At 65.1% G+C, this 15279-nt stretch carries 11 protein-coding genes; 1 reads left to right on the forward strand and 10 read right to left on the reverse strand.

What is annotated here, in order from left to right; all coding sequences use genetic code 11:
* Window positions 1-47: 47 nt before the first annotated feature.
* From J2808_RS12340 to J2808_RS12385, 10 genes are all read right to left on the reverse strand, one after another.
* The gene (locus J2808_RS12340; RefSeq protein WP_309816658.1) at window positions 48-2282 is read right to left on the reverse strand and encodes an McrB family protein; all 2235 of its coding nucleotides are present in this window, start codon (window positions 2280-2282) and stop codon (window positions 48-50) included.
* An 84-nt stretch (window positions 2283-2366) separates the two neighbouring features.
* The gene (locus tag J2808_RS12345; RefSeq protein WP_309816660.1) at window positions 2367-2606 is read right to left on the reverse strand and encodes a hypothetical protein; all 240 of its coding nucleotides are present in this window, start codon (window positions 2604-2606) and stop codon (window positions 2367-2369) included.
* A gap of 127 nt (window positions 2607-2733) precedes the next feature.
* Window positions 2734-3150 (reverse strand): acyl-CoA thioesterase, encoded by a 417-nt coding sequence (locus J2808_RS12350; protein WP_309816745.1) that lies wholly within the window; start codon window positions 3148-3150, stop codon window positions 2734-2736.
* A 122-nt stretch (window positions 3151-3272) separates the two neighbouring features.
* A complete protein-coding gene (locus J2808_RS12355; RefSeq protein ID WP_309816663.1) occupies window positions 3273-5351 on the reverse strand; it encodes an ABC transporter ATP-binding protein in 2079 nt (692 codons plus the stop codon).
* Window positions 5348-7081 (reverse strand): ABC transporter ATP-binding protein, encoded by a 1734-nt coding sequence (locus J2808_RS12360; RefSeq protein ID WP_309816666.1) that lies wholly within the window; start codon window positions 7079-7081, stop codon window positions 5348-5350. The genes J2808_RS12355 and J2808_RS12360 overlap by 4 nt, the downstream gene beginning before the upstream one ends.
* A 230-nt stretch (window positions 7082-7311) precedes the next feature.
* Entirely contained in the window at window positions 7312-8910 is a 1599-nt protein-coding gene (locus tag J2808_RS12365) for an MFS transporter (RefSeq protein ID WP_309816669.1), read from the reverse strand.
* A gap of 1 nt (window position 8911) precedes the next feature.
* A complete protein-coding gene (locus J2808_RS12370) occupies window positions 8912-9397 on the reverse strand; it encodes a MarR family winged helix-turn-helix transcriptional regulator (protein WP_309816673.1) in 486 nt (161 codons plus the stop codon).
* Between the two features lie 154 nt (window positions 9398-9551).
* Window positions 9552-11246 (reverse strand): thiamine pyrophosphate-binding protein, encoded by a 1695-nt coding sequence (locus tag J2808_RS12375; protein ID WP_309816676.1) that lies wholly within the window; start codon window positions 11244-11246, stop codon window positions 9552-9554.
* Between the two features lie 2 nt (window positions 11247-11248).
* Window positions 11249-12316 (reverse strand): agmatinase, encoded by a 1068-nt coding sequence (speB, locus tag J2808_RS12380; protein WP_309816679.1) that lies wholly within the window; start codon window positions 12314-12316, stop codon window positions 11249-11251.
* A 477-nt stretch (window positions 12317-12793) separates the two neighbouring features.
* Window positions 12794-13369 carry a helix-turn-helix domain-containing protein gene (locus tag J2808_RS12385; RefSeq protein ID WP_309816682.1) on the reverse strand — a complete coding sequence of 192 codons (576 nt, stop codon included), beginning with the start codon at window positions 13367-13369 and terminating at the stop codon, window positions 12794-12796.
* A gap of 221 nt (window positions 13370-13590) precedes the next feature.
* Here J2808_RS12385 and J2808_RS12390 point away from each other — a divergent pair, with 221 nt between their 5' ends.
* Entirely contained in the window at window positions 13591-15105 is a 1515-nt protein-coding gene (locus J2808_RS12390; protein ID WP_309816685.1) for a sodium:solute symporter family protein, read from the forward strand.
* The last annotated feature ends 174 nt before the right edge of the window (window positions 15106-15279 follow it).

Consider the following 15279-nt stretch of genomic DNA (forward strand, 5'->3'; position numbering starts at 1 on the left):
GCGGCTGTGGCGGTTTCGTTGGGAGCTGCTTGGGAGGCAGCCGTTTCTTAGCTGGCCGCAAGGCGTCCCAGCAACGGCTCCAGTCCGAACCGCTCCTCCAGCTGTGCCCGCGTCAGCTGGCCGTGGTAGTGCTCCTCCAGCAAAGGCATGAGCTCGTACTTCCAGATCCGGCGGAGCCCGGCCGGCGTCTGCGCCGCCGGCTTCATGAAGTACGACGGGCCGATCATCAGGTCCCGGTCCCACTCGTCGATGGCGGCGTTGAGCGCATCGAGGAGCAGCGCGGGCGTGGTGTCCAGCTGCCGTGCCTGCAGGAACCGCAGCAGCGATCCCTTCACCGGCTCGGTCTGCGGATGCAGCTCGATGAACGCGAACCGGCGCCGGATGGCGGCATCCATCATGGCGATGGACCGGTCCGCGGTGTTCATGGTGCCGATGATGTACAGGTTGTCCGGCAGCGTGAACGGTTCGTTGGGGCTGTACTGCAGGTAGATACGGTCATCGCGGTACTCCAGCAGGAAGTACAGCTCGCCGAACACCTTGGCCAGGTTGGCTCGGTTCATCTCGTCGATGATGAGGAAATAGGGCTTCTTTTCATTCCCGGGCTTGGCAGCTTCCTCCGCCAGGCGGCGCAGCGGCCCGGCCACAAGCTTGAAGGACACCTGACCCTCGTCAGTCTTGTCCGGCCGGTAGCCCTCGAAGAAGTCCTCGTAGGCGTACGACGGGTGGAACTGCACCAGCTTCACCCGCTCGTCGGTACTGTCCTGCGCGAGCTCCGCGGCAAGGTGCTTGGCCAGGTACGTCTTGCCCGTTCCCGGCGGGCCGTAGAGGACCAGCTGGCGGTTCTCCTCCAGCAGTTCCGCGATCTCCTGCAGCGGTTCGAGGTCCATGTGGAGCGAATCGGCGAAGTCGCGGCTCAGCGGGCGGAACCCATCCTGCACCGGGACGATCTCGACGGCGGCCGTGGCGGGGTCGTCGTCGTCCGGTTCCGCCTCCCCCGGGACGAGCGCCTGGAGCGCCTGCACCACTTTGGTGACGTCCACGATGATTCCGGCCGTGGCCAACTGGCGCTGGACGTGACGGGGCAGCTCTGCCGTGGCGTGGCCTTCGTCGTCGAGCCAGCGCACCTTCCGCAGCATCCGCCGGTTGTCCTCGTTGTGCTCAGGCTCGCCCAGCACCACGCCGAGCCGGACCGTGCCCGAGCTCTGGTACAGGACAAGGTCGCCCGGCTTCATGACCGTCAGGAACGCGAAGACCGCGGTCTTGGTGTCCTCGCGCTCCACATAGCCCAGGTGCTTGTAGTCCTCGTCCACTGCATGCTGCACCAGCCCGGCAGTCACACCGGAATCGAGGTGGCGGAGATGCTCCACGTGGAGCGTCACTTTTCCCTCGTCCTGCCACGCGGCGAGGAGCTCGGCGTTGTCGCTGTGGGTCCGCAGCAGCCAGGCCCGGCGGCCGGGATCCCCTACTTTGCGCCACTGGCTGACCAGCTGGCGGGCGTACCAGTCGATGCGCTGCCCGGCCTGCTCGTCCAGGTGCAGGCGGATGCGGTGGATGTCGGCGGTGATCTCCTCATCCGAATCACCGTTGGCGCCCCCAACCAGGGAGGCAAAGGCGTCACGGATTTCCCGGCGTTCGACGTCGGCCACCACCGGTTCGAAGTAGCTGGGCCAGGCGAGGTACTCAATGCTGCGCCGGATGGCAGGCTGGTCGTCCGGGGTGCCGGCGGCCAGTTCGTGGAACTTCAGCGGATCCTTCAGGGCCTTGTTGATGGCCGCCGGAACCTGCTGGTCCACGTGCTGCACAAAGCGGCAGAGCCACTTCAGGTGGTCCCAGATGGTCCAGTTGAATTCGGCGGTGCGGTCCCTGATCACGCCGTGGTCCGTCATGCCCTTGTACAGTTCTTCAGGCAGCTCCAGCTCAGGCTCCAGCCAGGACGCTGCCTCAGCGACGCGGGCGCGCTTGACCTTCAGCGACTTGACCTCGTGGGCCAGCGGCAGCGACTGCAGGAAAAGCAGTTCAACGGCGAGCTGTTTAGCCTCACGGGAGGCATCCTCGAGGTTCTGCCGAAGGTTGGTCATCATGGGCGCCTTTGCGTCCGGGACTCCCCGTTCCAGGCGTTCCAGCAGCTCGGCTGCCGCCTCCGCCGTCCAAGTCAGGGTGCGGCCGTCCAGGGCCGAGGGCTTGCCCTGCAGGCCAGGTCCCAGCACAAACCATGCCGCGTCCTCGATCTCCTTCGAGACTCCGAGGGCGCGGTGCATTGCAGTCTTTGGGGCAGGGGTCATGGCTTCAAATTTACAGGCTCAAGCTGGATGCGTGCTCCAAGGTCCCTGTCCGCCCGAAGTCTGCCTGGAGTTCCCCGCGTAGTCCTATGTGACTGCTCCGGGCCGTTTGCGCCCCAAAACGAAGTAGCCCATCGGTCCGATGAAGTTGATCATTGAGGCCATCCGCCAGGCCGCCTTGGGTCCGTTGATTTGCTCAGCCGGTCGCCTGCTGATGTCCCGCTGGGCGGCGATCATCAGTGAAACCTGCACGATGCCGATGACCACGAAGCTCGCCCGTGCCGCCGGTGACATTTCTTTCCAGGTCTTTTTGGTTTTCTTGGCCATAATCAATGCTCCTTTGTGGATATACCCAGTTTCAGGTGTGTACTCCGCCCTTGCAACAGGTGCGGGTGTGAGAGAGGAGGCTAGTGCAGCCTGAGGGGTTTGAGCGTGCCGCTGGAAAGAGCGCACCTCAAAAAGTGAACGGTGCCATCCGCTCCTTCTGCTCCGGGGTCAGGCGAAGGATGCGCCCGGACGACTCGTCCACGAACGCCAGATGGCTGCTGGCCCGGACGCAGTCCACCCGGGTGACGGGGTCCTGCACAACGTAGTGGATGTCGAAGCTGGCGCCCTTCACGGCCCCGATCCACACCTGCACGACGGCAGGGACGTTGCGGTACTCGAGGGTCTTCACGTAGCGAATCTTGTGGTCCACCACCAGCGCCAGTGTTCCCTCTGGGACCTCGTTGAAGAGGGCGACTTCCGGCTCGATGCCCGGCATGCCGGTGCCCCGCGGCGGCCCGAACGCAGCGATCCGGGCCTCCTCCAGCATCCGCACAATCTGGACGTTGTTGATGTGCCCGTAGGCGTCCATGTCCCCCCAGCGCATCGGGACAAGGACCTCGATGCGCCGGGGTTCAGGGTTGCTGTGGCTGCCGGTTGCCAGAGGCTCGCCGGCGGCCAAGGCTTCTGCCGGGGTGCCGGGGCCCTCAGCCCCGGCTTCCACCGCGCTCAGCTGTGGACCGCCGTCGAATCGTCCACAACGGTTTCCTCAAGGTCGGAACCGGCGAACTGGGACCTGTACAGCCGGTAGTACGCACCCTCGGCGGCCAGCAGTGCCTTGTGGTTGCCCTGCTCCACGATCTGGCCGTTCTCCATCACCAGGATGGTGTCGGCGTCGCGGATGGTGGAAAGCCGGTGGGCGATCACAAAGCTGGTCCGGTCCGTCCGCAGCGCCGCCATGGCCTTCTGGACCAGCAGCTCGGTGCGGGTGTCTACGGAGCTGGTGGCTTCATCCAGGATGAGCAGCGAGGGGTTGGCTACAAAGGCGCGGGCGATGGTGATGAGCTGCTTCTCACCGGCGCTGACGTTGTTGCCTTCCTCATCGATCACCGTGTCGTAGCCATCGGGCAGGGCGCGCACAAAGCGGTCCACGAAGGTGGCCTTCGCCGCAGCCATCACCTGCTCTTCGGTGGCGTCCAGGTTGCCGTACCGGATGTTGTCGTAAATGGACCCGCCGAACAGCCAGGCGTCCTGGAGCACCATGCCCACCTTGGACCGCAGCTCGGAGCGGCTCAGCTTGGTCACATCCACGCCGTCCAGGGTGATGGACCCGGAGTTGAGCTCGTAGAAGCGCATCACCAGGTTGACCAGGGTGGTCTTGCCCGCACCCGTGGGCCCGACGATTGCCACGGTGTGCCCGGGCTCGGCCGTGAAGGACAGGTCCTCGATCAGCTTCCTGTCTTCGGTGTAGCTGAACGTGACGTTCCGGAACTCCACGTGCCCGTCGGTCTTGGCCGGCAGGTGGTCGGTGGCGGTCTCGGCGTCCTGTTCGTCGGCGTCGAGGAACTCGAAGACCCGCTCGGAGGAGGCCACACCGGACTGCAGCATGTTGGCCATGCCGGCCATCTGCCCCAGCGGCTGCGTGAACTCCCGTGAGTACTGGATGAACGCCGTGGCGTCGCCGAGCGACATCGAGCCTGAAGCCACCCGCAGGCCGCCCACCACGGCGATGCCCACGTAGCTGAGGTAGGAGACGAACTGCATGACCGGGAAGATCATGCCGGAGACGAACTGGGCGCCGAAGCTGGCCTTGTACAGCTCCTCGTTGCGTTCTTCGAAGCGTGCCAGCATGTCCGCGTCACGGCCGAAGACGCGGACCAGATCGTGCCCGGAGAAGGACTCCTCGATCTGGCCGTTCAGCGAGCCGGTGTTCTTCCACTGGGCGGCAAAGAGCTTCTGGCTTCTCGAACCGATGATGCCCGCCGCAACGCCTGAGAGCGGAAGTGCGATCAGGGCGATCAGGGCGAGCTGCCACGAGACGATGAACATCATGATGACAATGCCGATGACGGTCAGGAGTGAGCTGATGAGCTGCGCGAAGGCCTGCTGCAGCGCCTGCTGGACGTTGTCGACGTCGTTCGTCACCCGGGAGAGCACGTCGCCGCGCTGGCGGGTGTCGAAGTAGTTCAGCGGGAGCCGGTTCAGTTTCTTTTCGGTATCGTCCCGGAGCTTGCGGATCACCTTCATGACGATCCGGTTCAGCACGTAGCCCTGCAGCCACAGGAAGATGTTGGCCACGAAGTACATCAGCAGCACGATGGCAATCAGGACGGAGAGCTTCTGGAAGTCGATCCCTGTGCCGGGGACCAGTTCCATTTTCGCGATCATGTCCGCAAAGTTGTCCTGCCCCTGCTGGCGCAGGCCTTCAACGAACTCGTCCTTGCTTGCGCCTGCGGGCAGCTGTTTGCCTACTACCCCGCCGAAGATCACGTCCATGGCCTGGCCGAGGATCTTGGGGGCGATGACGTTCAGTACCACTGAGACCACCACCAGGGCCACCACGGCGTAGATGCCGGCGGCTTCGGGCTTCAGCAGTCCCATCAGGCGCTTTGCGGACGGCCAGAAGTGCTCTGCCTTCTTGGCCGGCATGCCGCCGAACATGTCGCCGTCCGCCTCGGAGGGCTTGTATTCCTCTTCGAAGAATTCGTCGTCCTCCAGGAGCTCCTCGGGGGTCGCGGTGCCTGACGCGGTGGTGGCGGGCGTCGTTTCGGTGGTGGAGCCTGTCGAGTCCTTCTTGGCGGCGCTCATGCCATTTCCTCCACGCTTAGCTGGGATTCAACAATTTCCTGGTAGGTGGGCGAGGTTTCCAGGAGTTCCTCGTGCGTTCCGCGGTCCACGATCCGGCCGTTGTCCAGGACCAGGATCTGGTCAGCCTCGGTGATTGTGGAGATCCGCTGGGCCACGATGATCACGGTGGCATCGGCGGTGGTCCGTTTCAGTGCGGCGCGGAGCCTTGCATCGGTGGCCACGTCCAGTGCCGAGAAGGAATCGTCAAAGAGGTACACCTTGGGCTTGGTGACCAGGGCGCGGGCGATGCAGAGCCGTTGCCGCTGGCCGCCGGAGACGTTGGTGCCGCCCTGTGAAATGCGGGCGTTCAAGCCGTTTTTCTTCTCGCGGACGAAGTCTTCGCCCTGGGCAACCTGCAGCGCGTCCCAGAGTTCCTGGTCAGTGGCTTCGGTCTTGCCAAAGCGCAGGTTGTGCTCGATGGTGCCCGAGAAGAGGTAAGGACGCTGCGGGACCAGGGCAACGCGTTTGGTGATCTCGGCCCGGTCCAGGTTGGCGACGGAGACGCCGTCCAGCAGGACCTCGCCCTCGGCGATGTCGTAGAGGCGCGGCAGCAGGGACAGCAGCGAGGTCTTGCCTGCACCGGTGGAGCCGATGATGGCCACGGTCTCCCCCGGCTTGGCGGTGAAGCTGACGTTACTCAGGACCGGCGACTCGGCACCGGGGTAGGCAAAGGTGACGTTCCGGTACTCCACCACCCCGGCGAGGGCGGCGGGCGTTTCGGGATGTTCAGGATCGTGGATGGAGGGTTCGACGTCGAGCACTTCACCGATGCGGTCCGCACAGACGGAGGCCCGGGGAATCATCATGGCCATGAAGGTGCCCATCATGACGGCGATCAGGATCTGCAGCAGATACTGCAGGAAGGCGGTCAGGGCACCCACCTGCATCTCGCCGGAATCCACGCGCTGGCCGCCGAACCACAGGACTGCTGCGGTGGAGAGGTGCAGGATCATGCCGATGGCCGGGAACATCAGGACAAACAGGGCACCGATCTTCAACGAAACGTCCGTCAGGTCCTTGTTGGCCACACCAAAACGGTCTGTCTCATAGGGTTCGCGGACAAAGGCGCGGACCACCCTGATGCCGATGATCTGCTCACGCAGGACAGCGTTGATCCGGTCAATCTTCTTCTGCATGGCACGGAAGAGCGGCATCAGCCGCACCACGAGGTAGCCCACCACGAGGATCAGCACCGGCACGGAGACCCAGACCAGCCAGGACAGGTTGAGGTCCTCGCGCAGCGCCATGATGATGCCGCCGATGCACATGATGGGCGTGGCCACCATGAAGTTCAGGCCCATCAGTACGAGCATCTGGACCTGCTGGACGTCGTTCGTGCCGCGGGTGATGAGCGTGGGCGCACCGAACGTGTTGACGTCCTTCGCAGAGAAGCTGGTGACCTTGCGGAACACCCCGCGGCGCAGGTCGCGGCCCACGGCCATGGCCGTCTTGGAGCCGTAGTAGACGCCGGCGATGGCGGTGCCCACCTGGACTATGGCAACCAGGAGCATCACGGCTCCGGTGCGCCAAATGAAATCCGTGTCCCCTCGGGAGACACCTTCATCGATGATCTGGGCGTTGAGGCTGGGCAGGTAGAGCGCTGCGATGGTGGATGCCAGCTGGAAAACGATGACGGCCACGATGTACGGCGTATACGGCTTGGAGTAGCGCCGTATCAGGGTCAGAAGCATGCCCACGGGTCCTTAAGGGAGAGAGCGCGAAATGGTGAGACAAGTAGTAGCAGCAGAGGCTGACATTCTTAGCCTACCCACTGTACGAAATCCGTTGCCCGGGCGAAACATCTCCGGGAAAAATCATCCGCTGGACGTACCGGAGCCGGTTAACCGCCACCAACGGCCCCCTTGAAGGCCCGGCTGGCGGGGCTCAAGTGGCCGTTGGCGCCCAGGCGCCGGAGCTCCGGTCAGCGGTTCGCGGAAACGAGTTCCGGCGTCGCGCTTTCCGCGCTGGCGTCCGGCGCGACGTCCGGCTGGATGTCCACGGTGCGCCGCAGCGGGCGTTCCTTGATGAACAGGACCGAGAGCAGCGCCACCACGGCCACGCCTGCGGAGATCAGGAAGACCTCGGCGGTGGCATCGCCGTAGGCGGCGCGCATGATCTCCCGGACCGGTGCGGGCATGTCCACCAGGTCCATGCTGGCCGCAGCTGAGCCGCCCGTCACCGGGATACCGGCCGCCGCCAGGCCCTGCGTGGCGAGCTCACTGACCCGGCTGCTGAGCACGGCACCGAGGACGGCGACGCCGATCGCCCCGCCCACCGAGCGGAAGAAGGCCACTGACGCGCTGGCCGTGCCGATGTCCGAGGCGCGGACCGTGTTCTGGACGGCGAGTACCAGGTTCTGCATCAGCATGCCCAGGCCAAGGCCAAGGATGGCCGTGAAGATCCCGGCCTGCCACAGTTCGGTGGTGTGGTCCATGGTTCCCGCGAGGCCCAGTCCGCCGATCAGCAGGATGGAACCGCCGATCAGGTAGCCCTTCCATTTGCCGGTGCGGCTGATCAGCAGCCCCGAAAGAACGGAGCCGGTGAGGTTGCCGGCAATCATGGGAAGGGTCAGGAGCCCTGCTTCGGTGGGGGTGGCGCCGCGGGCTACCTGGAAGTACTGGCCCAGGAAGGTGGTGGAGCCGAACATCGCGATGCCCACGGCCACCGAGGCGAGGATGGCCAGGGCGGTGGTGCGTTCGGAGATGATCTTCAGCGGAATGATGGGCTGCTCAACCTTGGATTCCACCAGCACCAGCAGGGCCAGCAGCACCACGCCGCCGCCCACCATGGCGGCCGACTGCCAGGAAACCCAGTCGTAGTAGGCGGGGTTGCCGGCGAAGGAGACCCAGATCAGGAGCAGGCTGACGCCGGAGGTAAGCAGGATGGACCCGAGCCAGTCGATCTTGGCCGGGCGTTTGATGTGCTGGATCTTCAGGGTGACCTGGAGCAGGATGAGCGCGACGACGGCGAGCGGCACGCAGACGAAGAACGTCCAGCGCCAGCCCAGCGGGCTGTCCACGATGAATCCGCCGAGGAGCGGGCCGCCGGCTGTTCCTGCAGCCATCACGGCGCCCATGTAGCCGGAATATTTGCCGCGGTCCCTGGGCGGGATCATGGTGCCGATGATGGACTGCGCCAGTGCGGTGAGTCCACCCATGGCCACGCCCTGGATGACGCGTGCGGTGAGCAGCAGCGGGATGGTCTCGGAGAGTCCGGCCATGACCGAGCCCGCCACGAAGATGACGATGCTCAGCTGGACCAGCAGCTTCTTGTTGAAGAGGTCGGACAGTTTTCCCCAGATGGGGGTGGTGACGGCGTTCGCCAGCAGCGCGGCGGTGATCACCCATGCGAAGTCGGTCTGCGTGCCGTGGAGGTCCGACATGATGGTGGGCAGCGCGTTGGCCACGATGGTGCTGCTGAGGATGGCGGTGAAAAACGCCGCCAGGAGCCCGGTCAGGGCTTCCATGATCTGGCGGTGCGTCATCTCTATGGGTGGTGCGGCGGGTGACTGGCTGGACATATCAGTGCTCCTGGGGTGCTTGGGTGGTGATGGGTCCGGCCGCCGTTGCCCGGGCTGATTGTTTGAGGGAATCGGAGAGCCTGGTCAGGATTCGTGCCGTGTCTTCGGCATCTTCCTGGCTCCAGTCGCTGAGGTAGCCCTGCAAGGTGGCCGCGCGGTGTTCCTCGATGTGCCGGAGCTTCTCCACGCCCGCCGGCGACAAGGCAACCAACTGGGCCCGGCCGTCGTCGGGATCCTGCCGCCGGATGACGTAGCCCTGCTCCTCGAGGTCCGCGATATGGCGGCTGAGGACCGGGGCGCTGACGCCAAGGCGCTCCGCGAGGTGGGTGGCGCGTGACTCCCCCTCCCCCACAAACCGGAGCACGCCCTGCAGCGCGACCCCCGTATCCTGCCCGCGGAAGCTCGCCGCCGCCACGCAGCGGACCACTCTTTGGAGATCGAAGATGCGGTAGACCAGGTCCGCTGCGGTGTCCGGCGCGACTGCCATGATGAAAATCTCCTCAGTTGTTTGCCTGAAGCAACTATATCGCTAAATGGTTGCTTTGGGAAACTAAAGGGACGAGCAAGGCCCCGATCCTTGCGGATCAGGGCCTTGGGGTTGTTCCGCGCTACGGCGGAGCGGATTTTTAGTTGTGCCCGGGCTACTGGTCCAGGTGGGTGGGGCCGAACATCCTGAGCAGGGTTTCGACCACGACGACGTTGGGTCCGTCGGCCGCGAAGCCCGCCTTGAGCGCGTCCCCCACGTCCTCGGGGGCCACGCGCGTCGCCGGCACACCGAACGCTTCGGCGAGCTTGACGAAGTCCGGACGGGCGAGCTCGGTGGCCGTGGCCTTGCCGAAGGCACCCACCATGTATTCGCGCAGGATGCCGTAGCCGCCGTCGTCCACAATCAGCCAGGTGACCGGGACGTTGTGCTGCTTGGCGGTGGCGAGTTCGGAAATTGAGTACATGGACGAACCGTCCCCCGATACAGCGAGCACGCGGCCGGACCTGCCCAGCGTTTCCAGCCCCACGGCCCCGCCAATGGCTGCCGGGAAACCGTAGCCCAGTCCCCCGGCGCCCTGGGCGGAGTGGAACTGGCCCTGCCGCGCATCCCAGCAGCTCCAGCCCCAGTACGCCGAGATGGTCATGTCCCAGAAGGTCTGCATGTCGGCCGGTACGGCTTCGCGGATGTCTGCCATGAACTTCAGTTCCTTGGCCAGGTCCTGTGATTCGAGGCGGGCCCGCACCTTGGCAAGGGACTCCTTGACCAGCACTTCGGGCGGGACGCCGTGCCAGCTGCGTGTTGTGTCGACCGGCGCCGGCAGGGCTTCGTCGAGGGCGGCGAGCGCCTGGCCGGCGTCGGCACGGATGCCCAGGCCTGGCCGGTTCGACTCAAGCACGCGCGGTTCGGCGTCGATCTGGATGATCCGGCCGCGGGGCTCGAAGGTGAAGTAGTTGGACGTCACCTCGCCCAGGGACGAGCCGATCACAATCAGGACGTCGGCATCCTCCAGCACGTCGGTCATGTGGCGGTCCTCGATCCAGGACTGCAGCGAAAGTTCGTGGTTCCAAGGGAACGCGCCGTTGCCGCCCGGGGTGCAGATCACCGGTGCCCGCAGTTTTTCGGCAATGGAGAGCAAGGACTTTTCAGCGCGGCCCCGCCTGGTGCCGCCGCCGGCAATGATGGCCGGACGTTCCGCCGTCGACAGCCATTTCACGGCTTCGCGGACCAGCTCAACCCGGGGCGGGTTGTCCGCCGCCTCGGCAAGGGCGTCCTCTACTGGGGGCACCATGATGGGATCCAGCAGCACATTCTGCGGGATTTCCAGCCACACCGGGCCCTGCGGCGAGGAGATTGCCTCGGTCCAGGCATCCTGGATGGCCGACGGGATGCCGGAGGCGTGCTGGATGAGGCGCTGGCTCTTGGTGACGTTGGCGGCCGAGGCCTTTTGGTCATCGAGCTGGTGGAGCATGCCCTTGCGGCGGGCGCCGAGCCCGTCGAGCGGGATCTGGCTGGCCACCACCACCATGGGCACGCCCGTCGCGTATGCTTCCTGCAAGCCGGCGAGGGACGTCAGCGCGCCTGGTCCGGTGGACAGGAACAGCACACCCACTTCCCCGGTGGCGCGCGCATAACCGTCGGCGGCGAAGGCACTGTTGTTCTCCACGCGGGAGGACACGAAGTGAAGGTTGCCGCGGCCCATGGCGTCGAAAAGGCCGAGTGCGTGCTGGCCAGGGATGCCAAAGACCGTCTTGGCGCCCAGTGCTTCAAGGGTCTCGACGACGAGGTCCCCACCGTTGCGCTGGCTGGTCCCCTTGGTGGGGGCTGCTGTGCCCGGATCGAAATCGATCATTCTTAGGACTCCTTCGTGGCGGCGGCGAAACCGGCGGGCTGGCGGACTTCCTGGCCGAGGGCCTGGGCGGCGTAGCCGTTGGCCGCGCCGAAGCGGTCGCCTTCCACTGCATTGTCCGCCATCAGCGTGACCAGTTCATAGGCCACGTGGCTGGCAGCTACGCCGGTGATTTCAGCGTGGTCGTAGGCCGGTGCCACTTCGACGACGTCGGCGCCCACCAGGTTCATGCCGCGGAAGCCCCGGATGATTTCCAGGAGTTCGCGGCTGGTGATGCCGCCGGCTTCGGGGGTTCCGGTGCCGGGTGCGTGGGCGGGATCCAGGACGTCGATGTCCACGGAGATGTACAGCGGGCGGTTGCCGATCCGATCGCGGACCTTGGCGACCGTCTCCAGGACGCCCTGGTAGTAGACGTCGGCGGAGGTGACGATGCCGAACCCAAAGCGGTGGTCGTCGTCGAGATCCTTTTTGCCGTAGAGCGGCCCGCGGGTGCCGATGTGGCTGATGGCTTCCGTGTCCAGGATGCCTTCCTCGACGGCCCGGCGGAACGGAGTGCCGTGCGTGTATTCGGCACCGAAGTAGGTGTCCCAGGTGTCCAGGTGGGCGTCAAAGTGCAGCATGGCGATGGGCCCGCCGGCGCGTTCGGCTGCAGCGCGGAGCAGGGGCAGGGCGATGGTGTGGTCCCCGCCGAGCGTCACGAGCTTGCTGCCGGCAGAAGTCAGGTCCAGGGCGTTCTGCTGGACAGTTTCGATGGCTTCGTTGATGTTGAACGGGTTGACCGCCATGTCGCCGGCGTCGGCCACCTGGATGTTTTCGAACGGGCTGACGTCCCAGGCGGGGTTATACGGACGCAGCAGGCGGCTGGCTTCCCGGATGTGGTTGGATCCGAACCGGGCGCCGGGGCGGTACGAAACGCCGGAGTCGAAGGGCACGCCCACCACCGTCACGTCGGCCTTGGCCACCTGGTCCAGGCGCGGCAGGCGGGCGTACGTGGCAGCGCCCGCATAACGCGGGATGCGGGATGAATCGATCGGGCCAAGGTTGCCGTTGGCTTCGATGCGCAGCTCTTTCACGGTGAGCCTCTCCTTCGAGGATTTGATCGGCATATGTGACACCCATCATAGCCCGAAGTTTTCTAATGCGCATCAACTGTTTACAAACAGCTCCGTTTGAGGCCCAGCCGCCCCGTTCGGCGAGGCACATTCACTCTCCAGGTTGCGGGCGCCGTACCTTCCAGCCCAGTTACCTCCGGAGCTCCCGAACCCCCATCGGGCGCTTCCGTAGAATCCCAGGAATTTCCCCGGCGTCGAGCTAGCGAGAGGCGGAGTAAATCGGGCAGGAACGCGCGGCACCGGCGGTCCGCGCCATCCACACAGGGCGGCTTCCACCTTCCGACGGGCGCGCGCACGGAGCGCGTGCGCTCCAGCCCAGTTGGTCCGGCCCAGCCAGACCCGATACGGACCCCGCCCACACCAACTCGGGCCGGCACCTCGGGAAGCGGGCAACAAACCGGGCACGAACGCACGCCGGCCCCCTGGGAAATCGAGAAGTTACCGGCTCGCAGCCGGGACCAGGACCCAGAGAACCTCAACGGATTCGTCAGTGGGATTGACCCAGGTGTGCGGTTCGCGCCCCGGGAAGGTCACGGTGTCACCGGTGCTGAGCTCGTATTCCTCGTTGGTCAGGATCAGGCGGATGCGGCCCTTGATCACATGGAGCACATCCACATCGCAGTCCACTGCGTAGAGCTCTGCTTCACCCCGGCCATGGGGCTCAATCACAGCCTGGATGATCTGGATGCGGCGCTCGGACCGGGCTGTGAGCAGCCGCTCCACAATGCCTTCGCCACCCAAGGAGATCCGGGGGCCGTCGTTCCGCTTGGTCAGGTGGGTTTCCGGGGCTGCAAACAAGTCGCCGATGGAGATGGACAGCACCTGGCACAACGTCACCAGCGAAGCGACCGAAGGCGACGTAAGGTCCCGCTCCACCCGGCTCAGGAAACCCTTCGTCAGCCCGGTGGCGTCGGCAACCTGCTCGATGGTCAGCCGCTGGGACTGCCGGGCGGCACGGATTCTGGACCCGATGGCAACCGGAATGTTGCTCGGCTCGACTGGCAGTGCCTTCATATGCTGACCTTTCATGGCCGGCGGTCCGGCCCCATCTCTGGAGCAATCCTAGTGGCCAGTAGCGGCCGCGACACGGCGGGAGCCCCGTTCAACAACAAGATGGCGCGGCCGCCCTTGACTGTTACGCACGTCACAACATACTCTTTTAGGCAACAAGTGTTGTCTATCAGGCAATATTCTCCACATCCACTTCGCAGCAGACCAGCTCCAGGAGCCCCAACATGGACGCAAACTTCGTCAACATCGCCATAGTGGTGGTGTATCTCATCGCAATGCTGGCATTCGGCTGGTGGGGCAAGTCCCGCACCAAGAACAACAGCGACTTCCTCGTGGCCGGCCGCCGCCTGGGCCCGTTCCTTTACACCGGCACCATGGCCGCCGTCGTCCTCGGCGGAGCGTCCACAGTGGGCGGCGTGGGCCTCGGCTACAAGTTCGGCATCTCCGGCATGTGGCTGGTGGTGGCCATCGGTGCCGGTGTGCTGCTGCTGAGCCTCCTCTTCGCCGGCACCATCCAGAAACTGAAGATCTACACGGTCTCCCAAATGCTCACCCTTCGCTATGGCAGCAAGGCCACGCAGACCTCGGGCATCGTGATGCTGGCCTACACACTGATGCTGTGCGCCACCTCCACCAGCGCCTACGCCACCATCTTTGTGGTCCTCTTCGGCTGGGACCGCTGGCTCGCCATCGCCATCGGCGGCGCGATCGTCCTGGTCTACTCCACGATCGGCGGCATGTGGTCCATCACCCTCGCGGACCAGGTTCAGTTCGTCATCAAGACCGTGGGCATCTTCGCGCTCATGCTCCCCTTCACGCTCAACGCGGCCGGCGGCCTGGACGGCATCCGCAGCCGCGTGGATGAAAGTTTCTTCCAGATGGACGGCATCGGCCTGCAGACCATCATTACGTACTTTGTGGTCTACACCCTGGGCCTGCTGATCGGCCAGGACATCTGGCAGCGCGTGTTCACGGCCAAAACCCCGGGCGTAGCCCGCTGGGGCGGCGCCACCGCAGGCATCTACTGCATCCTTTACGGTGTTGCCGGCGCGCTGATCGGCATGGCGGCCAGCGTGGCACTGTCCGGCATGGACATCGCGGCCAAGGACGACGTCTACGCCGAGGTTGCCCGGACCATCCTGCCTGTCGGCATCGGCGGACTGGTGCTCGCCGCAGCCGTGGCAGCCATGATGTCCACCGCCTCCGGCGCCCTGATCGCCGCCGCCACCGTGGCCCGCGCCGACGTCCTGCCGTTTGTTGCCAGCTGGTTCGGCAAGGACATCAACACTGACGACACCGACAACCCCGAACACGACGTCAGGGCCAACCGGTTCTGGGTCCTGTCCCTCGGCATCGTTGCCATCCTCATCGCCATCATCACCAAGGACGTGGTGGCCGCCCTCACCATCGCGTACGACATCCTGGTGGGCGGGCTCCTGGTAGCCATCCTCGGCGGCCTGGTGTGGAAGCGCGGCACCGGCCTGGCCGCGGCAGCCTCCATGGCCGCAGGCTCCGTGGTCACCCTGGGCACCATGATTGTGCTGGAGATCAATGCCAAGGCCCCACTGGACGGCGTCTTCGCCAACGAGCCCATCTACTTCGGCCTCATCAGCTCCGCCGTGGTCTACGTGGCGGTCTCACTGCTCACCAAACCCACAGACCCGCAGGTCATGCGCAACTGGGTCCGGCGCGTTGCGGGCCAGGACAACGAGGTACCCGTCACGATAACGGCCCCTTAATCCCGGCAGGCTCAATCACCGGGGAACCAAGCTCGATCAGCTAAGAGCAGTCAAGGGCAGAGTACGACGGCGGCACTTCCTTGAGTTCTAGCGGTCGTTGCAACACCCCGAGATTTTGGGAGTTGCAACGACCGTGCCGTCTTTAATGGAAAGATCGCGTTCCAACAGGAAGTA

It is taken from the genome of Pseudarthrobacter sulfonivorans, from assembly GCF_031454915.1.
Classification (GTDB): Bacteria; Actinomycetota; Actinomycetes; order Actinomycetales; family Micrococcaceae; genus Arthrobacter; species Arthrobacter sulfonivorans_C.

Coding starts and splice junctions, on each gene's coding strand:
- J2808_RS12365 (WP_309816669.1), bottom strand. CDS start 8,910: ATGTCCAGCCAGTCACCCGCCGCACCACCCATAGAGATGACGCACCGC.
- J2808_RS12385 (WP_309816682.1), bottom strand. CDS start 13,369: ATGAAGGCACTGCCAGTCGAGCCGAGCAACATTCCGGTTGCCATCGGG.
- J2808_RS12360 (WP_309816666.1), bottom strand. CDS start 7,081: ATGCTTCTGACCCTGATACGGCGCTACTCCAAGCCGTATACGCCGTAC.
- J2808_RS12340 (WP_309816658.1), bottom strand. CDS start 2,282: ATGACCCCTGCCCCAAAGACTGCAATGCACCGCGCCCTCGGAGTCTCG.
- J2808_RS12350 (WP_309816745.1), bottom strand. CDS start 3,150: ATGCGCTGGGGGGACATGGACGCCTACGGGCACATCAACAACGTCCAG.
- J2808_RS12355 (WP_309816663.1), bottom strand. CDS start 5,351: ATGAGCGCCGCCAAGAAGGACTCGACAGGCTCCACCACCGAAACGACG.
- J2808_RS12390 (WP_309816685.1), top strand. CDS start 13,591: ATGGACGCAAACTTCGTCAACATCGCCATAGTGGTGGTGTATCTCATC.
- J2808_RS12370 (WP_309816673.1), bottom strand. CDS start 9,397: ATGGCAGTCGCGCCGGACACCGCAGCGGACCTGGTCTACCGCATCTTC.
- J2808_RS12375 (WP_309816676.1), bottom strand. CDS start 11,246: ATGATCGATTTCGATCCGGGCACAGCAGCCCCCACCAAGGGGACCAGC.
- J2808_RS12345 (WP_309816660.1), bottom strand. CDS start 2,606: ATGGCCAAGAAAACCAAAAAGACCTGGAAAGAAATGTCACCGGCGGCA.